The 20,900-nt window shown below is 59.6% G+C and carries 14 protein-coding genes; 7 read left to right on the forward strand and 7 right to left on the reverse strand.

Annotation, left to right across the window (positions count from 1 at the left end):
- Window positions 1-28 precede the first annotated feature (28 nt).
- On the forward strand, window positions 29-3,658 hold the full coding sequence (locus AC07N4_RS02125; RefSeq protein ID WP_493064833.1) for an AAA domain-containing protein: 3,630 nt from the start codon (window positions 29-31) through the stop codon (window positions 3,656-3,658).
- A 1-nt stretch (window position 3,659) separates the two neighbouring features.
- On the opposite strand, the gene AC07N4_RS02130 is transcribed toward AC07N4_RS02125, so the two are convergent.
- A complete protein-coding gene (locus AC07N4_RS02130; RefSeq protein ID WP_493064834.1) occupies window positions 3,660-4,955 on the reverse strand; it encodes an OprD family porin in 1,296 nt (431 codons plus the stop codon).
- Between the two features lie 163 nt (window positions 4,956-5,118).
- On the opposite strand from AC07N4_RS02130, the gene AC07N4_RS02135 reads away from it, so the two are divergent.
- Window positions 5,119-6,729, forward strand: coding sequence for a mechanosensitive ion channel family protein (locus tag AC07N4_RS02135; protein WP_493064835.1), 1,611 nt, complete (start codon window positions 5,119-5,121; stop codon window positions 6,727-6,729).
- 5 nt (window positions 6,730-6,734) lie between these two features.
- On the opposite strand, the gene AC07N4_RS02140 is transcribed toward AC07N4_RS02135, so the two are convergent.
- Both AC07N4_RS02140 and AC07N4_RS02145 read right to left on the reverse strand, forming a co-directional pair.
- Complete coding sequence (locus AC07N4_RS02140) at window positions 6,735-8,069, reverse strand: ATP-binding protein (protein ID WP_273539112.1); 1,335 nt, start codon at window positions 8,067-8,069, stop codon at window positions 6,735-6,737.
- Window positions 8,066-8,791, reverse strand: a complete 726-nt coding sequence (locus AC07N4_RS02145; protein ID WP_102619865.1) for a response regulator — start codon at window positions 8,789-8,791, stop codon at window positions 8,066-8,068. Before AC07N4_RS02145 ends, AC07N4_RS02140 begins: the two co-directional genes overlap by 4 nt.
- Before the next feature lie 146 nt (window positions 8,792-8,937).
- Here AC07N4_RS02145 and AC07N4_RS02150 point away from each other — a divergent pair, with 146 nt between their 5' ends.
- Window positions 8,938-9,264 carry a hypothetical protein gene (locus AC07N4_RS02150; RefSeq protein WP_096820422.1) on the forward strand — a complete coding sequence of 109 codons (327 nt, stop codon included), beginning with the start codon at window positions 8,938-8,940 and terminating at the stop codon, window positions 9,262-9,264.
- Window positions 9,264-9,944: a DUF3313 domain-containing protein gene (locus tag AC07N4_RS02155; protein ID WP_493064836.1), complete on the forward strand. Its 681-nt coding sequence runs from the start codon at window positions 9,264-9,266 to the stop codon at window positions 9,942-9,944. Before AC07N4_RS02150 ends, AC07N4_RS02155 begins: the two co-directional genes overlap by 1 nt.
- 11 nt (window positions 9,945-9,955) lie before the next feature.
- Here AC07N4_RS02155 and AC07N4_RS02160 read toward each other — a convergent pair whose 3' ends face one another.
- From AC07N4_RS02160 to AC07N4_RS02170, 3 genes are all read right to left on the reverse strand, one after another.
- A complete protein-coding gene (locus tag AC07N4_RS02160; protein ID WP_493064837.1) occupies window positions 9,956-11,242 on the reverse strand; it encodes a carbohydrate porin in 1,287 nt (428 codons plus the stop codon).
- A gap of 84 nt (window positions 11,243-11,326) precedes the next feature.
- Window positions 11,327-13,732: a glucose/quinate/shikimate family membrane-bound PQQ-dependent dehydrogenase gene (locus tag AC07N4_RS02165; RefSeq protein ID WP_493064838.1), complete on the reverse strand. Its 2,406-nt coding sequence runs from the start codon at window positions 13,730-13,732 to the stop codon at window positions 11,327-11,329.
- Window positions 13,733-14,003: 271 nt separating this feature from the next.
- On the reverse strand, window positions 14,004-15,137 hold the full coding sequence (locus tag AC07N4_RS02170) for an aminotransferase class V-fold PLP-dependent enzyme (RefSeq protein ID WP_493064839.1): 1,134 nt from the start codon (window positions 15,135-15,137) through the stop codon (window positions 14,004-14,006).
- 148 nt (window positions 15,138-15,285) lie between these two features.
- Between AC07N4_RS02170 and AC07N4_RS02175 the strand changes: the two genes are divergently transcribed.
- Window positions 15,286-15,897, forward strand: coding sequence for a dTMP kinase (locus AC07N4_RS02175; protein WP_493064840.1), 612 nt, complete (start codon window positions 15,286-15,288; stop codon window positions 15,895-15,897).
- Here the strand turns inward: AC07N4_RS02175 and AC07N4_RS02180 are convergent, their stop codons facing one another.
- Window positions 15,898-16,464, reverse strand: coding sequence for a TetR/AcrR family transcriptional regulator (locus tag AC07N4_RS02180; RefSeq protein ID WP_493064841.1), 567 nt, complete (start codon window positions 16,462-16,464; stop codon window positions 15,898-15,900).
- Window positions 16,465-16,582: 118 nt separating this feature from the next.
- Between AC07N4_RS02180 and AC07N4_RS02185 the strand changes: the two genes are divergently transcribed.
- Both AC07N4_RS02185 and AC07N4_RS02190 read left to right on the forward strand, forming a co-directional pair.
- Window positions 16,583-17,740: a MexC family multidrug efflux RND transporter periplasmic adaptor subunit gene (locus tag AC07N4_RS02185; protein WP_493064842.1), complete on the forward strand. Its 1,158-nt coding sequence runs from the start codon at window positions 16,583-16,585 to the stop codon at window positions 17,738-17,740.
- 27 nt (window positions 17,741-17,767) lie between these two features.
- Window positions 17,768-20,899 carry a multidrug efflux RND transporter permease subunit gene (locus tag AC07N4_RS02190; RefSeq protein WP_493064843.1) on the forward strand — a complete coding sequence of 1,044 codons (3,132 nt, stop codon included), beginning with the start codon at window positions 17,768-17,770 and terminating at the stop codon, window positions 20,897-20,899.
- Window position 20,900 lies beyond the last annotated feature (1 nt).

The raw sequence follows: 20,900 nt of genomic DNA on the forward strand, positions 1-20,900 counted from the left end.
TTTTTTCGCTTCAGGCTCGGATAAAACAATGCAAGGCAATCAGCAAGACATGGACGTACTTCGCGGATGGTGTGCTTTTGTCGAAGCGACCGGGTTGGCCAAGAGCCGGGTGAAAGAGACCGATGTTTATCAGGAACAACACGTCAGGCTCTCTGCAGACAATGTCGAAGAGGACTCGACCGGGTTTCGTTTTTCGCTGCCTGCTGATCAGACCCAAGTGCTCGAAGAACGCTTTGTCAAAGTCAGTGAAGAGGGCATTGCTCAGGCTGAGGCCCTGCAACTTGGCTTTCCACTGTTGCGCGTGATCGAGGGAAAACAAACGTTTTTCGTTCCGCTTTTCCGTTACTCATTGCCTGATAACTGGCATACCCAGTCCGAATTGAGTGTGTGCGTCCCGGTCAAGCAAGGGGTTGAAGTGGTTCCCGATATCGACGCGTTTCGGGCATACCTGGACGTCGATTTACAAGAGTTGGGCGCCGAACGTCACATGATGAGCCTGGCCGCAGCCTGTACGGGAAAGCAGGGTGAAACCTTCGTCGCGGTTTTCCGGTCGTTTCTGGCCTGGATCAATTATCGCCTCGCAGGGTTGAAAGCCATCCGTAACGATGTTGCCGATGTGTACCTGGAAAAAGCCGTGACCGGGCTGATCTGTCATCCAGTGGTCAGCGACTTCAACTCTCGCGAGCAACTCAAGGACTACAAGGTCCTGCTTCAACGTCCCGACCTGAAAGCCTCGCCTTTGCTGCAGCGTTACATAATGCAGCGTTCGCTCGGCAACCCGGCGCCGCGCAACCAGTTCTCACGCTTTCCGTATGGCCTGTTCGAGCGTAAATACCCTCTGGGCAGGGGGCAAATGCAAACGTTGACCCAGGTTGCCAGCGGCGTACCGCTGGTGGCAGTCCAGGGCGCTCCCGGCACAGGCAAAACGACCTTGTTCAAGTCGTTGATTGCCAGCCGGATTGTCGAAAGGGCATTAGTCTGTATCGCCGGAGAAGACCGTAACCTGGGCGTCGTCGTGACATCGACGGCCAAAAAAGCGGTGGAGAACGTCATTGACGATTTGCGTGACGACCCTTGCCTGAAAGATTTCAGCTGGTTCTATTTTCTGTGCGGGGACAAGGCACAGGTCACCTCTGAAATTGATCGGGTGCACACGCTTCTGCGCCAACTCGACGAGCAGTCCTACGACAAGGAAAAGCAGAACGCCTTAGCGGACCGGATCGTCGGGATCCAGCAAACGATTGATGGTTTTTACGTGACGTATCTGCGTTTGCTTGCAGGTTTCGGGGAGGCTCGCTCTGCCTTTTCGGATCTTTCACCCGAAATTTTTCGCGAGCGACTGGACGCATCGATCCGCAGCGTGTGCGAAAGCAGCAAAGCGCTGGGCCTGATCGATAAACCGGAGCAGTCGCTGGATTACGCTGTTCTAACCAGCCACTGCAAGGGTGCGCTGGATGCGCTGGCTGCCGACAAAGTCAGATACACGCAAGCGAAAGACCACTTGTCTCGCAGATACACCAAACTCATTGATGCTCCATTTGATGAGACGGCGTATCAGCCGTGGCTCGAGAGCACACTCAGCGAAACACTCCAGCACCATTTTGCCGACTACCCGACGGGTTTTATGGCATCGCTGCGTGCATGGATCTCTCGCCGCAAATATACCCGTGCGTTCGACCACCTGAAAAAGAGCTGCCCCGAGGACATGAAGACCTACGGGCTCGATGGCCTCGATCATGCACACCTCGCGGAACTGGCCCGCAATCGGGGTGACGTATTCAGCGCCGGTAATGCCGAGCAGATATTTCAGACCTTGAGAGTGGGGCCCCCGGAAACCGCCCGGGAGGTGTCGCTCAAGCTACTGGCCAAGACCATTGACGAGGTCAAACAACGTTCCAGCGACTGGCGGCGTTACGAGGCGGCCCGTGACAGCTTTTACGCTGAGTTCCCGGAAGGCGACTGGATAGAAGTGTTGCGTCTGCGCTTCATCACACAGCAACGCGCGCTGTTTGAGCACGCCATTGACTACCTCTGGCAGGAGCTGCTTCGACAGAAAGAGGCGCTGGGGCAGGTATTGCCTCTCTGGTGCAATATGCTCGACGGCCAGACCGACAGCGGTTTTTACAAATGGAAGGACAAACTGCAAGAGTTCTATCGGTTGATCAGCCTTGCTTATCCGGTCATGGCCTCGACGCTGGCATCGGTGCAGAAGCTGCCAGGATACAAACTCGCTGACCTCAACGGATTCAGCCCCTACGCACTGAGCCTGGTGGATGAGGCGGGGATGGTTTCCGCAGAGTCGCTGGTTCCGTTGCTGGCACGCAGCGAAAGAAGCATCGTCGTGGGCGACCCGCTGCAGATCGAGCCGATCCGCACGCTTGGCTCGGCCATGGCCGGCAAGCTCAAGGACCAATACTTCGTCGACAATACTTTGTATGAAGCTGTGTCTCCGATGTTGGTGACCGCCTACCATCGCGCCGCCGGTTCCTTGACCGGTGCAGTCACGGACATGGGCGATGGCATTGTGCTCGACGAGCATCGGCGATGCCGACCGGCCATTGCCGAACTGTTCATGCAAATCGCCGGCTATAGGGGAGTACAGGTGTGCACGCAGCCTGCCGAACCGCGAATCCAGGCAGCGTGCGACAACATGGGTGGTTTCAATCTGATGTTCTATGGCGTCGAAGGTCGTAAAGGCCCGATGCCCAATACCAATCAGGATGAAGTCGAGGCAATCGGGTTGTTGCTGGACAAACTGGAGGGGGCTGGTTACGACCTCACCCAGGACGTTGGCATCATCACGCCATACTCCAATCAGAAAAACCTGTTGATCAAAGCCTATGGCGAGCGGGTCGCTCAGCGAAAGGCACTCAAAATCGGATCGGTACACCAGTTTCAGGGTGTCGGTTTCGAGGTGATCATTTACTCACCGGTGATTTTTCAACGGACCGATCGCGATCACTTCCAGAATGGCAAGCCCAACCTGTTGAACGTCGCCGTATCGCGGGCCAAGCAACAATTCATTGTTGTCGGTAACCAGCACCGCTTGTTAAGCGCCGGAAAATCGCTGGAAAAAATGGCGCGGGTCTGCTCTGCCTCGTTTTTCGTCAGCATGGAGCATCAGAGTCCATCCTTTGCCGGTGTCACACCTGGTGGCGTCAGGCACTACTTCGATTGCGACCACATCCAGGCATTCGAATCGCTTATTACGTCCAGCCAACGCTCTTTCGTTGCAGTGGTGCCGTGGATTCGCCAGGGAGTCAGTCATAACCATCCACCGCTCAAACTGCTGCAAGCGGCGCAACAGCGTGGTGTTGAAGTGAAGGTCTACTACGGGCATGACCATATCGAGCATCCCAATGCCGATGACGGTGAAACAGGCTTGATAAAAGCCTATCAAAACAAGCTCGGTCCCGAGAACGTCATCCGCCTTCCCGAAGGTACGCACGAAAAAATCCTGCTGGTTGATGATCAAGTCGCAATGGTGGGAAGCTGGAACTGGCTTTCGCACAGTTATTATCGCTACTGCGAAATGTCCACCGGCACGCCGCTGGCGTTACGTCGGGAAACGAGTGTCGAGTTGCGGGACCCCGCATTGATTAATCAATTGAAGTCGCGCATCACAAGCCGCAATGAGGGGCAATCGCCGATGCGCTGATTCAGAACCCCAACGGGTACTGAATCACCACGTAGATCCGGTCAGTATCATCCCCCGCCTGAGCACTGTTGGCCCGGTGCGAGACGTGGGACAGCTGCACGGAAAGATCCTTCGCGGCGCCGGACTGGACGATGTAGCGCAGGTCGATGTCACGCTCCCAGTGCTTGCCGCCGTCGCCTTGCTGTGGCTGGTATTGGCCGCTGTCTGCGTCGAACGGGTTGTAGGCACCGCCCTTGGGCGCGTGAGTACCGTCGATGTGGCTGCCGGAGACGTAGCGGGTCATGAAGTTCAGTCCGGGAATGCCGAACGCACCGAGATCGAGGTCGTAGCGGGCTTGCCATGAGCGCTCGTGGGCGCCGTTGAAGTCGGCGTATTTGATCGAGTTGGCCAGGTAGATCGAGTCGCCACCGACGAAATCGAATGGTGTGTCACCGTTGACGCGTTGCCAGCCGAGCATCACCGCGTGGGCGCCAAAGGTGTATTTGCCCGAGAGGCTGAACGCGGTGTTGTCGATTTCGCCGGCCAGGGCCTGCCCGGTATCGCGGGTGTGGTAGATGTTGGCGTCGATCAATACGCCGGACTGTTTGAAATGCAGGTTGGCGTAGTACTGGTGCCAGGTTTCGCTGAGGTCAGACGCGTACAGAGCGCCGCCTACCGGGCTTTCACTGAACAGGTCTGCGCCGATGAAGCTGATCCCGCCGGCCTTCGTATTGGCGCCATAACCCTGGAAATCGCCTTGGCTCGATGAACTGTCCTGATTCTTGAACGCCGTGAAATGACCGGCCACCAGATTCACGTTGTCGACTTCGCGGCTATTGAGTAGAAAACCGGTGGCGTATTCCGGTTGCAGACGTTTGTCCGAGGTATCGAACACGGGCGTCTCTACCGTCATTTCGCCGAAGGCAAGGGTGGTTTTCGAGGCCTTGAGTTTCAGCGCACCGCCCGCGCTGGAATAGTCGCTTTCGCTGCGACCGTCACTGTCCACGGGTAACAGCCCGGTGCCGGAATGTCCTCGGCCGCCATCCAGTTTCAGCCCATAAAAGGCATGGGCATCAAGACCGAACCCGATCGCTCCGTCGGTGAAACCGGATGCGAAAGTGCCGATAAACCCCTGAGCCCATTCCTGTTTGTAGTTCTTCCCGGAGGGAGAGGGCGAACGGTAGTCGTTGCTCAGGAAGAAGTTGCGGCTGAGCACTTCGCCTTTGGCGTCATCCAGAAAACCACTGGCGCAGGCTGAGTTGGCCAGACCGCCAAACAGCAGGGCCAGCGTGATACGCGATGGCGGAAAACCTTTCATGTGTCAGTGACCGGCGTTGATGAAATGTCGCCGGATAATCGTGTGGTCTGCTTCCGGAAGATTGAGCGGGTGTGCTGAGTTGCCTATCTGACAACCCTTGATCGCTGAACTACGCTGCGTTCTGTATTCCCGCACTCATAACTGTGGCGTAAGGAACTGACACATGCGGAGCCGGTTGCCTGCGTTGTTGATGGTTGTTTTCAGCGTGTTCTGCTCGACACTTCTGTGGGCTGAAGACAGCGCAAAACCTGCCGACGAGCCCGTCGAGTTGAAGGTAGCCAACCGCAGCATCATGGTGTTTCGCGCCACGCTGCTCGGGGAGGCGCCGGCATCTCGGGTCAAACGGGCCAAAGCGGTCATCGCCGAAGCCCTGGATGAGTCGGATGACCGTACCGTCACTGTTGACCCGATGCAGGACAACTACCTGGTGCTGCTGGGCAACAAACGGGCCTTTATCGTCTCGCCCAAGGATGTCGACAGCCTCGACTATCCCTCCGTGCTGATGGCGGCGCAGGGCGCGGCGGAAAAGTTGCGTCAGGTCGTGGCGGAAACGCAGGAAGCCAGGAGCCTGCATCGGATGCTACGTGCGCTCGGCGCTGCGGCGCTCGCCACCGGCATTTATTTCGTGCTGCTATGGGGTATCGCCTGGTTGCAGCGTCGATGGCTGAAGAGATTGCCCGAGCTGATGCGTCGGCATACCCAGGCGCTGAAGGTCGGACGAATTCCGGTAGTGGATGCCAATTACCTTTATCCACTGGTCATTCGCGTGTTCTGGCTGCTGCGCTGGTTCGTCATTCTGCTGTTGACGTATGAATGGCTGGGTTTTGTCCTGTCGCGATTTCCGTACACCCGCCCTTGGGGTGAGAGCCTCAACAACTACCTCATCGAGGTTGCCAGCTATCTCTTGCAGGCCATCGTGGGCGCCATCCCCGGGCTGGGCGTGGCGCTGGCGATTTTCTTCATTGCCCGAGGCGCCACGGCGTTCAGCCGTCGGGTGCTGCGGCGCATGGCAACCCCGGGAACGTTCAACTGGCTGAACGAGGAAACCCTGCAACCCACCCAGCGCCTGACGTCTCTGGCGATCTGGCTGTTTGCGCTGGCGATGGCCTATCCGTATTTGCCCGGGGCCGGCACTGACGCCTTCAAGGGGTTGTCGGTGCTGATCGGCCTGATGATTTCGCTGGGTGCCACCAGTGTGGTCGGGCAGGCGGCGGCCGGGCTGATCCTGACGTACACCCGAACCTTGCGCCCAGGTGAATTCGTGAAAATCGGTGAACATGAAGGCACGGTGACGGAGCTCGGCATGTTCACCACCAGCATCCGCACCGGGTTGGGAGAGGTGCTGACTCTGCCCAATTCGATGATCACCGGCACGGTCACCAAGAACTACTCACGCACGGTGCAGGGCCCTGGTTATGTGGTCGACACGGTGGTGACCATCGGCTACGACACACCGTGGCGCCAGGTGGAAGCGATGTTGCTGGAGGCGGCCCGACGGACGCCCGGCGTGCTGGAGATTCCGCCAGCACAAGTGTTCCAGACTGCGTTGTCCGATTTCTATCCCGAATACCGTCTGGTGGCGCAGGCCATTCCCAGTCAGCCTCGTCCGCGTGCCGTGTTGCTGAGCATGCTGCACGCCAATATTCAGGATGTGTTCAACGAATACGGCGTGCAGATCATGTCTCCGCACTATCTGGGTGACCCCGAAGAAGAAAAACGCGTGCCGAAGGAAAAATGGTTTCCGGCCCCGGCACAAGCGCCAACGGATACGTGACAGCCTCAATCGACAACAGGCAATTCAACCCTCGCCACCAGTCCCGAGCCTCGGCGATTGCTCAAGGTCAGTTCTCCGCCCTGTTCACGAACAATCGCCCGGGCCGCCGAGAGGCCGAGCCCGACACCGCCGGTTTCACGGTTGCGCGAGGTTTCGAGGCGAAAGAATGGATCGAACACCCGTTGCAGCGACTCTTCGGGAATGCCCGGCCCTTCGTCGCAGACTTCGATGCAGATCGAGCGAGCATTGCGACTCAGTGCAATACGCGGACGCTCGCCGTATTTCACGGCGTTTTCCAGCAGGTTGACGATCACCCGTTTGATCCCCAGTGGCCGACCGTCATAGACCATGTGGGCAGGACCGCTGAAGTCGATGAGCAGGTTCTGGTCGCGGTAATCGTCAAGGACGGTTTGCAGCAGCTCCGACAGATCGAACGCTGTAGGTTGTTCAAGCTGTGTGCCTTCACGGAAAAACGCTAGGGCGGCGTTGATCATCGATTGCATTTCTTCGATGTCGCGAATCAGTTTCTGCTGATGATCGAGGTCTTCCATGAACTCGCTGCGCAGGCGCATCCGGGTCAATGGCGCGCGCAAGTCATGGGAGATGGAAGCGAGCATGTGCGTGCGTTCGCCAATGAAATGCTGGATCTGCGCCTGCATGGTGTTGAAGGCGATGATGGCCTGGCGGATTTCGTGGGGCCCTTCGATCTCGATGGGCGGTGCGTTCAAATCACCGCCAAAACGCCTTGCGGCGCCGGCAAAACGTTGCAGCGGATTGGCCAGTTGGCGGGTGGCAATCCAGGCCACCAGCAAGGTCGCGACGAGTCCCAGAGCAATGATCACCGCGATCCGGGCATCCAGGCTCAGTCCCCAGCTTCGTTCCGGTGGCGTGAATGTCAGCCAGCTGCCATCGGCCAAAGGTACGAGGGCAACGTAATGCGCCTGCGCACTGCCCGGCGGCCAGTCGTCGGGGTTGAATACTTCGATTTCCCGGTCATCACCGAGCAATTGTCGCAGCGCAGGAACCTTGCCGGTCTCGACCGGTTCGCCGTCCCCGGGCAGATTGAACTGGCTGCGTTGCGCATTCCATAACACTTCAAGCGTCGAACTGCTGGCCGCGCTCGCCAGTTGCGGGCGCAATTGGGCGGGCGCCGCCTCGATCACGCGAGTGCTCGCGGCAATCCGCTCCAGCAATCCGGTTCGTTCGATGGGTGGACGAGCCCAGATGCCCGCGACCTGCACAAACAGCGCATTGAGAATCAGCGAGGCGATCATCGCCGCAACGATGGTCAGGGCAATCCGGCGACTGAGGGTGTCGCGCCGCAAGAGTCGGCCGATCATGAACGGCTGACCTTGGCCGTGAACATATAGCCGCCATTGCGCACAGTGCGGATCAGGTCCGGGCGCTTGCTGTCCGGTTCGATCTTGCGCCGCAGCCGGCTGACCTGCACATCGATGCTGCGATCAAAGGCTTCATGACCCTGGCCGTGGGTCAGGTCGATCAGTTGCTCGCGGGTCAGGATGCGCTGGGGATGTTCGAGAAAGACCAGCAGCAGATCAAACTCACCGCCGGACATCGGGATCATCACCCCCTCGGGTGAGCGCAGTTCCCGGCAGGTGATGTCCAGATGCCAACCGGCGAAGGTCATGACCGGACGCGCCGGTTCGCTGGTGCGCTGGCCTTGCTCGCCGGCGCGCCGTTGCAATGCGCGCACCCGGGCCAGCAACTCCTGGGGCGCGAAGGGCTTGGTCAGGTAATCGTCGGCACCCAGCTCCAGGCCGACGATCCGGTCACTCAGTTCAGCCATGGCCGTGAGCATGATGATCGGGATCCCCATCTGCGCGCGGATTTTCTGGCACAGGCTCAAGCCACCTTCACCCGGCAGCATCAGGTCAAGAATGATCGTGTCCGGCCGCGCCTGTTCGATGGCGGCCCACATGGCCTGGCCATCGGGCGCCACGTCGACGTCGTAGGCGTGCTGAACGAAGAACTTCTTCAGCAGGGACAGAATTTCCACGTCGTCATCGACGATCAGCAGTCTGCTCACGTTTGCAGGATCCATGAATCAAAAGAGGGCATCTAAAACCATTTCGAAGGCGGGGTCATATATTTCAATCGAGCAACATTCCTTCTCTGCGGACATCAGCCAGACATCCTCGGGCAAAAAACCTCGGGCACTCTGCCGGCATTCCATCCAAGGGGGCTCATATGAAGGATATGAAAAGCGCTTATTCCACTCAGGGGCATGGCGCGGTGCGTCCACTGATCCTGACTCAGCGCACCAATACCGGCGCTCTCAATGCGCCGATCTTTTTCCAGGAAACCTGTCTGGGGATCGCCCAGGACCAGAGCCAACTCGTCATGCGCCGCTACTTCGAGCGCTTCAGCCCGGCCGACAGTCATTGGGTGGAATACATCCACTCGATTCCCACCGCCGAATTCATTCACTGGATCATGACCCACGGCCAGTTGCGCATCGAGTGTTCTGAAAATACCCCGTTCAGCCAGATTCAGGCCGCAGGGGAAACGCATTGATGAGAAACCATCACTCACTGGCGCTGTTGCTCGCAGCCAGCCTGAGCCTGTCGGCATGCAGCAATAAAAAGGTCGCGCCTGACATGTATTCCGGGTTTCTCAACGACTACAGCACGCTGAAGGAGCAGCAGACGCCCTCGGGACAGACGATATTGAGTTGGGCCAGCCCGGCGTTGGCGAGTGGTCGTTACACACGGGTTTATCTGGCGCCAAGCCAGTTTTATCCGAAGTTTGAGCCGACTGGACGGATCCCGCAAAGCACCCTGTCGGGTGTGACCGGCTACTACGACGCGGCCCTGAGGCAAGAACTGGGAAAAATACTGCCATTAGCTTCGAAGCCCGGCCCGAATACGTTGGTTGTGAGGCCAGCCATCACGCAGGTCGCCACCAGTACCCAGGGCCTGCGGTTTTATGAATGGCTACCCGTCACCCTGGTCGCGGCCGGCGTCAGCACGGCTGCCGGCATTCGTGATCAGGACAGTGAAATCGCCACTGAAGTGTCCCTTGAGGATGGCTCGACCGGCGAGGTCGTGGCGAAGGTTGTCCGCAAGGGCACAGGCGTTCCACTGGAAAACGACAAGCAGGTGATGACGGCCGATAACGTCAAGGGTGTGCTCGATGGTTGGGCCACGGACTTGAGTCAGTCTTATGTCGTGGCCCGCAAAGCATCGCTACGCTGACAGCGCCGAGGTCAGAGACTTGCTTTCACCTGCAGTCCGAACACCAGTGCATTGTCGATGTCCTGCCCGGAAAACGCGCCCGGCTCGATGATGTACTGCACGTTCGGTCGCAGGGTCAGCCATGGGGTGGCCTGGTAGCCGTAATCGAGTTCGATCAACTGTTCAGCACCGTCCAGATTGGAGAGCGGCGTGCCGTTGGCCAGCGCAGCGTCTTGTTGCACGTCGCGGCTGCGTGGGTTTTGCACGGCCCGGCCGTAACCCAGGGCGACGGTGTCACGCGGGCGACCTTCGAACGGTTTGTACAGGACCACGCCGGTGCCGTACCACTTGCTGAACGGTGAAGCCGCTTCGCTGGCCGCCGAGTATTGACCGAAGGCGTGCAGGCTGCGGCCCTCAGATGTCTGCGAACTCCAGACGGCCTGATCGATCAGCAGGTAATGACCGCCGCGACCGGACACTTCCTTGTCGCTGCCGATGCGTTTCACGTCGGAGCTGTCGTAGTAGTAGCCGAGTTTGTATTCGCCGGGCAGGGTGCCCGCGTGTTTGTAGACCAGTTCGACAGGGACCACGGTGCCGGTGGTGTGTTTCGGGCCCAGGTGCCAGGCGCGACTGGAGTTGCCGTTGCTTTCGGGGTCGACGTTGAACGCGGCGACGCGCAGTTGCCATTCCGGCGACAGGTCGTATTTGACCCGCACACCGAGGTGAGCGTTGGGGTAGTTGGTCCAGCCGCTGCCACCGGACATGTTCAGCGGGTGCCCGCAGAAACCGGCGTTCATGAAGTTGCAGAGGATGCCGCTGTCGAGGCCGCCGAGGTCGTTGCCCATGGCCATGTAGCCGAGTTTGACGTTCAGTGCCGGGGTGAAAAGGGTGCGCTCGTAACTCAGTTCGGTCAGGCGCGTGTAGAGGCCGCCGTAGTTTTCCTGAATCGGCAGACGGTTGCCGACCAGGTCTTCCGAGGCGCTGTTGCCGCGACGGTCGTTGATGGTCAGTTGGACCTTGCCGGCGTTGTCCACACCATAGATTTTGCTCAGGTCGAACTGTGCGCCGAGCTTGATGTTCTGCGAGTAACGGGCCGAGCGATGCAGGCCGCCATCAGCGTTGTAGGCGGTTTCGCCAGTGTAATCACCGGTGAACTTGATGCCGTCTTCGTCGAGCTGGTGGCGCAGACCGCCCCAGTCGCCGGTCAGGGTATTGCGGGTGAACACGTTTGAATCGGTGTCGGCGAAGGCGGGCAGGGCGGTGCTGCAGGCAAGAGCGAGCAGTACTCCAGTGTGGGAAAAGCGAACAACGAATGACATTGCTGAAATCCAGAGCCAAGGACATGAAACGACGCGACACCCGAAGGTGTCGCGCACAAGTGAAGTGAAGGAGGGCGCAGCGGTTTACGGCAGGGCGTAAGCCATTACGTAGTCACCACGATCGGTCGATTGACGAGCGCCACCAGCGGTGATGACCACGTATTGCTTGCCGGTTTTCGGCGACACATACGTCATCGGGCCACCCTGGCTGCCGACCGGCAGACGTGCTTTCCAGATTTCTTCACCGTTGCCGCTGTTGTAGGCGCGCAGGTAGAAGTCCTGGGTGCCGGCGATGAAGATCAAACCACCTTGAGTCGACAGCGTGCCGCCGAGGGTTGGCAGACCGATCTTGATCGGCAGGTGCATGCGGATGCCCAGGGGACCTGTGTCTTCAACGGTGCCGACCGGAACCTGCCAGGCGACTTTTTGGGTCTTCATATCGATGGCGGTCAACGTGCCGAACGGCGGCGCCTGGCATGGAATGCCGGCCACCGACAGGAAGCGGTTCTTGTTCACCGCGTAAGGCGTGCCTTTCAGCGGAACGGCGCCCATGCCGGTGTTCAGCGCTTCGCCACCGGAGGTTGCCTGGCCTTTGTTCTGCGAAGGGATCATCTGAATCCACAGGCCCAGACGCATGTCGTTGACGAAGATGAAACCATGCACCGGGTCAGTGGAAATGCTGCCCCAGTTCATGCCGCCCAGCGAACCCGGGAAGCTCAGGGACTTGTCAGTGCCCGGCGCGGTGTACAGACCGTCGTAACGCATCGACTTGAAATCGATCCGGCACAGCAGCTGGTCATACGGGGTGGCGCCCCACATGTCCGACTCGGTCAGGTGCTGGGCACCGATCTGCGGCATGCCCACGGATTTTGGCTGGGTTGGCGAGTAGGGCTCGTTCGGAATGTTCGAAGCCTTGACTGGTACTTCTTTTACTTCGGTCAGTGGTTTGCCGGTGGCGCGATCCAGCACGTAGATCTGCCCGGCCTTGGTGCCGATCACCAGCGCCGGCACGGTTTTGCCGTCCTTGTTGAAGTCGATCAGGCTTGGCTGCATCGGCAGGTCGAAGTCCCACAGATCGTTGTGCACGGTCTGGTAGACCCACTTTTCTTCGCCGCTGTTAGCGTCCAGCGCCAGGATCGATGCGCCGTAGGTGTGGTCGAGTTTGCTGCGTTCCACGCCGTAGATGTCGGTGGAAGAGCTGCCCATCGGCAGGAAGACAGTGTTGGTTGCCGGGTCATAAGACATTGGCGCCCAGCTGTTCGGCGTGCTGCGAACATAGGTTTTGCCATCGGCCGGCGCCTTGCGATCCTGCGGGTTGCCCGGGTCGAATGCCCAGCGCATCGCACCGGTCATGACGTCGAAACCACGGATCACGCCGCCGGGCATGTCGGTCTGCACGTTGTCGGCCACGCGACCGCCAACGACGACGGTGGTGCCGGCCATCAGTGGCGCGGAGGAGAGTTGATAGTAGCTGTCCGGGACATCACCCAGACCGGCCTTCAGATCAACCTGGCCGTTGTTGCCGAAACCCTGGCAGAACTCGCCGGTGTCGGCATCGACTGCGATCAGGCGCGCGTCGATGGTGTTGGTCAGCAGACGGCGTGTGCAGTTGGCGGCGGGAGCGGCCGGGGTATCGGTCACAGGCGAGCTGGCTGGTTTGGCGACAGCGGCGCTCTCATCGAAATACGCCATGCCACGGCAGCGCTGCCAGACTTTCGACTGGGCGTTGATGGCGTTTTTCCAGAGTTCTTTACCGGTGTCGGCATCCAGCGCAATCAGGCTGTTGTGCGGGGTGCAAATGAACACCTTGTTGCCGATCTGCAGCGGGGTGAGCTGGTCTTCAGCGCCATTGCCGTCACTCTCGGCGATGTCGCCGGTGTGGTAGGTCCACGCGACTTTCAACTTGTCGACGTTGGTGCGGTTGATCTGGTCCAGCGCAGCGAAGCGGCTACCACCTTCGGTATTACCGTAGTGCGCCCAGTCTTTCTGCGCCTTTTCCGGTTCGACCGGAGTGAGGCCCGGGCCGGTGCCGGTAGGGGCGACCGTTGGGTGCGCCACGAACATGTTGCCGGCGGCCACGGCCAGTCCAACCGCCAGAACAGCGGCAACGCCGTACGCGCCACGACCTGGAACGCCGCCATTGGCACGCTTGAGCATCGGGTAGACCAGCGCGACCGCCAGGCCCACGGCACTGAACATGAACAGACGAGAGAACACCGGCCAGAACACCAGGCCTGCATCGCTCACGGCCCAGATTGCCGTTCCCAGCAAAAACGCTGCGAACAACCAGGCGCCGGCAGGTTTGCGACAGGCGATCAGCAGACCGGAAATGGCCATGACCAGACCACCCACCAGGAAGTACCAGGAGCCTCCCAGGCTGACCAATTTCACACCGCCAGCGGCCAGTGCCAAGCCGAGCAGGGCGATGATCACGCCCAGCCCGACCAGAATGAATGTTGATATGCCCGAGAGGCGTTGACTCTGCTTCACGTTGAATGTCCCGTTGAAATGAGGAGGGCATTATATAGATAGGTAACTACCTAGTTAAATCACTAATTCAGAATGAAGAGTGATTTGGCGCTCAATGGTGCGAAGGATCGACACTGGGCGCGTCCACGCGGATCTTCAGGGGTTATTGGAACGCCAGGAAAGTCGGATTTTTGCCAGCGGATATGGAATTTATGACAGGTTGATCGCGGCTTGGTGGTTCCCGCCGAACAGGATCGGCGGGAACGGTATTTGCTGTGGGCGAGAAGAGGGCTTAGTTAACCATCACCTCATCCAGTGCCTGCTCGAGGGTGCTGACCGTCCGCTCGATGTTGTGCAGTTTTTCGAGTCCGAACAGACCGATACGGAAGGTCTGGAAGTCGGCCGGTTCATCGCATTGCAACGGCACCCCCGCGGCGATCTGTAGGCCGTGGTTGGCAAATTTCTTACCGGTTTTGATATCGGGATCATCGGTGTAGCTCACCACGACGCCTGGGGCCTGAAAGCCGGCTGCGGCCACGCTTTTGAAGCCTTTGCCGGTCAACATTGCGCGCACCCGATCGCCCAGTACCTGCTGGTCGTCGCGGACCTTTTCGAAACCGTAGGCTTGCGTCTCTTTCATTACGTCGTTGAACCGCGCGAGAGAATCGCTGGGCATGGTCGCGTGGTAGGCATGTCCGCCCTGTTCGTAGGCCTGCATGATCTGCAGCCACTTTTTCAGGTCGCAGGCGAAGCTGCTGCTTTGCGTCTGCTCGATGCGCTCGAAAGCCAAAGAACTGAACATCACCAGAGCGCAGCAAGGGGAGGCGCTCCAACCTTTTTGCGGTGCGCTGATCAGCAGGTCGACTGCGCATTTGTGCATATCAACCCAAAGCGTGCCGGAAGCGATGCAGTCCAGGACGAACAGGCCACCCACTGCATGCACGGCGTCGCCGACGGCCCGCAGGTACTCGTCGGGCAGGATAATCCCTGATGAGGTTTCAACGTGGGGGGCGAAGACAATCTGCGGCTTCTGCGCCGCAATGGCTGCCAGCACTTCGTCCAGAGGGGGCGGGGCGTAGGCCGCCTGGCGACCCGTTTCGACCGGTCGGGCTTTCAGTACCGTAGTGGCCGCCGGGATGTTGCCCGTCTCAAGGATCTGGCTCCAGCGATAACTGAACCAGCCGTTGCGTATCACCAGACATTGCTGGCCGGTGGCGAACTGTCGCGCCACCGCTTCCATGCCGAATGTGCCGCTGCCCGGAACCACCGCAACCGCCTCGGCGTTGTAGACCTGTTTCAGGGTCTGGGAAATGTTCCTCATCACTGCTTGAAATGACTGCGACATGTGGTTGAGCGAGCGATCGGTGTAGACCACCGAGTACTCGACAAGCCCTTCAGGATCGATTCCGGGATATAGCTTTGACATGGGGTGACTCCTTAAGTGATTCCCTGGCAGTCAAAAGGTCTGGCGAACATCATCGGGAAGCAAGTCTAGGCAAAGGGCAGGGATGAGCTGATTGAATTGCAGAAATGAGGATAGAGTGCTCATCAATGTCTCAATCGTTGCGTGAAGAATGAATCGTCCGTTGTTTATTTCTCTGGATGGGCCAAAAGGAACCGGCAAAACCACATTACTGGAAGCCGTTACGGCAGTACTGAGGGCCGACAACAAGAAAGTCATCCGGCTTTGCGAGAGAAAAAGCGATCCCTACCGGGGTGCCACCATGGCCCTCGTTAACGAACTTGCCAGAAATCATTCCCGGGATCTGGAGTGGGCGGTGTGTCAGCGCTTTGCTGATAGCCGTAGCTGGATCTCCCGGCACGTGCTGACTGAACAGCCGTTGGGCAGCATTATCTTGATCGATCGCTGGTATCCGTCTGACGCCGCGTTTCGCCAAACCGTCCCGTTTGCAGAGATTCTCCAGTTGAACATCGAACGAAACGTGCAGGTGCCTGACCTGCATGTCGGCGTCGTCACCGCGCCGGATATTTCATGGGCCAGGGCAAAGGCACGATCCAGAGGACTGGGCGGTACTGTGATCCAGAAGCACGCTGAGCATGTCGCGTGTACAGAGACGTTCGAGCAAGCGGCTGCCGATCATGGCTGGGCTTTGTGCCGTAATGAAGGAACGATCGAAGACGCTACGATGCAGGTGGTTTCCGAGATTTATAAATTGATTAGCTGATCAAGAAAGACGCCGAGCAGCCAGCACCCCATTCAAAAACATCCGCTCAAGCGTCCGCGCCGAATCCGCATGAGCCGCGCGCCCGCGCAGTTCGGCATCCACCAGGCCGTAGACCAGCGATATGAACAGCTCGGTAAAGATCGCCGCGGTGATATCGATGCGAAACAGCCCAGCCTGCTGGCCTTTCAAAAAGAACCCGTCCAGCGCCTCCAGATAAAACAGCCATCGTCTGCCACCCTGTTCCAGGTCGAGGAAGTCGGGGCGGTATTGCGCCATCAGAAAGGCCAGCAACTCGCGGTGGGCGAGGTGTTCCCGGATCAATCGGCGCAGCGCCTCCAGCGGTTCCAGGTGCTGCAGGCCAGCGTTGTCGATGATCAGCTTTAGCGTGCCCTCGGCGTGCTCCTCCAGTTTTGCGGTCAGGTTTTCCCGTGTTCCGCAGTAGCGGTGCAGGGTGGCCTTGCTCACGCCAGCCAGTTGCGCCAGTTCCTTCATCGTCGCCCTCGGCCGGTTGGCCACGGCCAGGGTCAGCGACTTGAGCATCTGTTCATCATGGGAAATCGAGTTCATCAGAGGCCTTGAGCGGTGTTCATATAAGATTCACAAAATACTCACATGAGACATTATTGACTCATTAAGATTTGAAACGTAGCATTCGCGCCAAATTCGATCAAGCCTTGGGTGAGTTATGGGCAATTTGCGTGCAGTAGGGATGGCGGGATCGCTGGCAGTCGCCATTGCGTTGGCCGGGTGTGGACCGGCGAGTGAACAAGCGGCGGTGGCGGAAGTGGCGCGCCCGGTAGAAGTGGTGGCCGTGAAGACCGAGCCTTTGGCGCTGACGTCGGAGCTGCCGGGCAGGGTGGAGCCGATGCGCGTTGCGGAAGTGCGCGCTCGGGTGCCGGGCATCGTGATGCAGAAGCGTTTTGAAGAGGGCGCTGATGTCAAAGCCGGGGATCTGTTGTTCCAGATCGATCCGGCACCGCTGAAGGCAGCGTTGTCGCGGGCCGAAGGTGAGCTGGCTCGCGCTCAGTCTGTTGCGCTTGAGGCACAGGCGCGGGTCAAGCGCTATGAACCGTTGGTGAAAATCGAGGCGGTCAGCCAACAGGATTTCGACAGCGCCATGGCTGACCTGCGCAGCGCTCAGGCAGCCACCCGTTCGGCCCAGGCCGATCTGCAAAGCGCCCGGTTGAATCTCGGTTATGCCTCGGTAACCGCGCCAATTTCCGGCCGCGTCGGCCGTGCACTGGTCACGGAAGGGGCCTTGGTCGGGCAGGGGGACGCGACGTTGATGGCGCGGATTCAGCAACTGGATCCGGTGTATGTCGACTTTACTCAGTCGGCCGCCGATGCACTGCGTCTGCGCGAGTCGCTCAAGGACGGAAAACTCTCCGCCGACGACAACAAGGCACTGTCGATTCGCGTCGATGGCACCCAATACGAGCGTCAGGGTGCGCTGATGTTTACCGATGTCGCCGTGGATCGCGGCACGGGGCAGGTGTCGTTGCGCGGCAAGTTCGCCAATACCGACGGCGTGCTGTTGCCGGGCATGTATGTCCGTGTGCGTACGCCACAGGGCACTGACAGCCAGGCCATTCTCGTGCCGCAACGTTCGGTGCAGCGGGGCAGCGATGGCGGCGCCCAAGTGATGGTGGTCGGCGCAGATGACCGGGTCGAATCACGCAGTGTGGTCACCGGTGCCATGCAGGGATCGCGCTGGCAGATCAGTGAAGGCTTGAAGGCGGGCGATCAAGTGATCGTTGGTGGCCTTGCCGGTCTGCAACCGGGGGCCAAGGTCGTACCGGGTCAGTCCCAAGCCGTGGCTCAGTCCCCTGAGTCGAAACAGTAAGGGCGCCGTCGCCGCGAGGATTTCCCGATGTCCAAGTTTTTCATCAAACGCCCGAACTTTGCCTGGGTGGTGGCGTTGTTCATCTCTCTGGCCGGCCTGCTGGTCATTCCGATGCTGCCGGTGGCGCAGTATCCCGACGTCGCGCCGCCGCAGATCAAGGTGACGGCGACCTATCCCGGCGCCTCGGCGAAAGTGCTGGTGGACTCGGTCACCAGCGTGATCGAAGAGTCGCTCAACGGTGCCAAGAACCTGCTGTATTTCGAGTCGACCAACAACTCCAATGGCATCGCCGAAATTGCGGTGACGTTCCAGCCGGGTACTGATCCGCAGCTTGCCCAGGTCGACGTGCAGAACCGCCTGAAAAAGGCTGAATCGCGCATGCCGCAAGCGGTACTCACCCAAGGTCTGGAGGTGGAGCAGGCCAGCGCCGGTTTCCTGCTGATCTATGCGCTCAACTATAAGGAAGGCACTCAACACACCGACACGACCGCACTGGGCGACTACGCCGCACGCAACATCAACAACGAACTACGTCGGGTGCCGGGCGTCGGCAAGCTGCAATTCTTCTCCTCTGAAGCCGCGATGCGCATCTGGCTCGACCCGCAGAAGCTGGTGGGTTATGGGCTGTCCATCGACGACGTGAGCACCGCCATTCGCGGACAGAACGTGCAGGTGCCGGCCGGCAGTTTCGGCAGCACGCCAACCAGCAGCCAACAGGAACTGACCGCCACGCTGGCAGTGAAAGGTACGCTGGACAATCCGCAAGAATTCGCACGCATCGTTCTGCGCGCCAACGAGGACGGCTCGACGGTCAAACTGGGCGACGTCGCCCGAGTGGAAATCGGTCAGGAGAGTTACAACTTCAACTCGCGTCTGAACGGCAAACCCGCCGTGGCAGCGGCGATCCAGTTGTCGCCCGGCGCCAACGCAATCCAGACTGCAACGGCCGTAAAAGAACGCCTGGCCGAACTGTCGGCGTACTTCCCGGACGACGTGGAATATTCCGTTCCCTACGACACGTCGCGTTTCGTCGATGTCGCCATCGAGAAGGTGATCCACACCCTGATCGAGGCGATGGTGCTGGTATTCCTGGTGATGTTCCTGTTCCTGCAGAACATCCGCTACACCTTGATTCCGTCGATTGTGGTGCCGGTGTGTCTGCTCGGCACACTGGTGATGATGTACCTGCTGGGCTTCTCGGTGAACATGATGACCATGTTCGGCATGGTGCTCGCCATCGGCATTCTGGTGGACGACGCCATCGTGGTGGTGGAGAACGTCGAGCGGATCATGGCGGAAGAAGGGTTGTCGCCGGTCGACGCCACGATCAAGGCCATGGGGCAGGTATCGGGCGCGATCATCGGTATCACCCTGGTGCTGTCGGCGGTGTTCATGCCGCTGGCGTTCATGTCCGGTTCGGTGGGGGTGATCTATCAGCAGTTCTCGGTCTCGCTGGCGGTGTCGATTCTGTTCTCGGGTTTCCTCGCGCTGACGTTCACGCCGGCGCTGTGTGCCACGCTGCTCAAGCCGATTCCTCAAGGACATCATGAAAAGCGCGGTTTCTTCGGCGCCTTCAACCGTGGCTTCGCGCGGCTCACCGAGCGTTACTCGATCCTGAACAGCGGACTGGTCGCGCGTGCCGGTCGGATGATGTTGGTGTACGTCGGCATTATCGCGATGCTCGGTTTCTTCTACCTGCGCTTGCCGGAATCGTTTGTGCCCGTAGAAGACCAGGGCTACATGATCGTCGACGTCCAGTTGCCACCGGGCGCGACCCGGACTCGCACCGAAGCGACCGGCGAACAACTGGAACGCTATCTCGCGTCTCGTGATGCGGTGCAGTCGATGTTCCTGGTCTCGGGTTTCAGCTTTTCCGGGATGGGTGATAACGCGGCACTGGCGTTCCCGGTGTTCAAGGACTGGTCGCAGCGTGGCGAAGATCAATCGGCGATGGCCGAGGTCATGGCGCTGAACGAGCAGTTTGCCGTGACCAACGACGGCGCCGTGATGGCGGTGCCGCCGCCACCGATTGACGGTTTGGGCAACTCCGGTGGTTTTGCGCTGCGCCTGCAGGATCGTGCCGGTCTGGGTCGTGAAGCCTTGCTCGCCGCCCGTGACCAGGTGCTCGGTCAGGCCAACGGCAACCCGAAAATCCTCTACGCCATGATGGAAGGTCTGGCCGAGTCGCCGCAATTGCGGGTGGTGATCGACCGTGACAAGGCTCGCACCCTCGGTGTGCGTTTCGAGTCGATCAGCAGTGCGTTGTCCGCCGCATTCGGTTCCGAAGTGATCAACGACTTCACCAACGCTGGCCGTCAGCAGCGTGTGGTGGTGCAGGCCGAGCAGGGCGATCGGATGACCCCGGAAAGCGTACTCAAGCTGTACGTGCACAACAGCGCGGGCGATCTGGTGCCGCTCGGCGCTTTCGTCAACACTCACTGGGAGGAAGGTCCGGTGCAAGTGGTGCGTTACAACGGATATCCATCGATCCGCATCGTCGGTGACGCCGGACCGGGCTATAGCACCGGTGAAGCCATGGCGGAAATGGAACGAATCGCTGCGCAATTGCCGGCGGGTTTCAGCTACGAATGGACGGGGCTGTCGTATCAGGAAAAGGTCTCCAGCGGTCAGGCGACGCAACTCTTCGCGCTGGCGATCCTGGTGGTGTTCCTGTTGCTGGTGGCGCTCTACGAGAGCTGGGCGATTCCGTTGACGGTGATGCTGATCGTGCCAATCGGTGCCATCGGTGCGGTGCTCGCGGTGATGGTCGCCGGCATGCCTAACGACGTGTACTTCAAGGTGGGCCTGATCACCATCATCGGTCTGGCGGCGAAGAACGCGATCCTCATCGTCGAGTTTGCCAAGGAGCTGTGGGAGAAGGGCTACAGCCTGCGTGACGCCGCCATCGAAGCCGCGCGCCTGCGTTTCCGGCCGATTGTCATGACTTCCATGGCGTTCATCCTCGGTGTGGTGCCGCTGGCATTGGCCACCGGGGCAGGGGCCGCGAGTCAGCGTGCGATCGGTACCGGTGTGATCGGCGGGATGCTCAGCGCGACGTTGCTGGGTGTGCTGTTCGTACCGATCTGTTTTGTCTGGGTGCTGTCGCGGTTGCGCAGTAAACCCGCACCTGTCGAACAACCCGCTTTGGCTCAGGAGTGAT

Source organism: Pseudomonas sp. GW821-FHT09E04 (genome assembly GCF_059416185.1).

Excerpts from the sequence above, each read along its gene's own strand:
- AC07N4_RS02125 (WP_493064833.1), top strand. The coding sequence starts at position 29 with ATGCAAGGCAATCAGCAAGACATGGACGTACTTCGCGGATGGTGTGCT.
- AC07N4_RS02130 (WP_493064834.1), bottom strand. The coding sequence starts at position 4,955 with ATGAAAGGTTTTCCGCCATCGCGTATCACGCTGGCCCTGCTGTTTGGC.
- AC07N4_RS02135 (WP_493064835.1), top strand. The coding sequence starts at position 5,119 with ATGCGGAGCCGGTTGCCTGCGTTGTTGATGGTTGTTTTCAGCGTGTTC.
- AC07N4_RS02140 (WP_273539112.1), bottom strand. The coding sequence starts at position 8,069 with ATGATCGGCCGACTCTTGCGGCGCGACACCCTCAGTCGCCGGATTGCC.
- AC07N4_RS02145 (WP_102619865.1), bottom strand. The coding sequence starts at position 8,791 with ATGGATCCTGCAAACGTGAGCAGACTGCTGATCGTCGATGACGACGTG.
- AC07N4_RS02150 (WP_096820422.1), top strand. The coding sequence starts at position 8,938 with ATGAAGGATATGAAAAGCGCTTATTCCACTCAGGGGCATGGCGCGGTG.
- AC07N4_RS02155 (WP_493064836.1), top strand. The coding sequence starts at position 9,264 with ATGAGAAACCATCACTCACTGGCGCTGTTGCTCGCAGCCAGCCTGAGC.
- AC07N4_RS02160 (WP_493064837.1), bottom strand. The coding sequence starts at position 11,242 with ATGTCATTCGTTGTTCGCTTTTCCCACACTGGAGTACTGCTCGCTCTT.
- AC07N4_RS02170 (WP_493064839.1), bottom strand. The coding sequence starts at position 15,137 with ATGTCAAAGCTATATCCCGGAATCGATCCTGAAGGGCTTGTCGAGTAC.
- AC07N4_RS02175 (WP_493064840.1), top strand. The coding sequence starts at position 15,286 with ATGAATCGTCCGTTGTTTATTTCTCTGGATGGGCCAAAAGGAACCGGC.
- AC07N4_RS02180 (WP_493064841.1), bottom strand. The coding sequence starts at position 16,464 with ATGAACTCGATTTCCCATGATGAACAGATGCTCAAGTCGCTGACCCTG.
- AC07N4_RS02185 (WP_493064842.1), top strand. The coding sequence starts at position 16,583 with ATGGGCAATTTGCGTGCAGTAGGGATGGCGGGATCGCTGGCAGTCGCC.
- AC07N4_RS02190 (WP_493064843.1), top strand. The coding sequence starts at position 17,768 with ATGTCCAAGTTTTTCATCAAACGCCCGAACTTTGCCTGGGTGGTGGCG.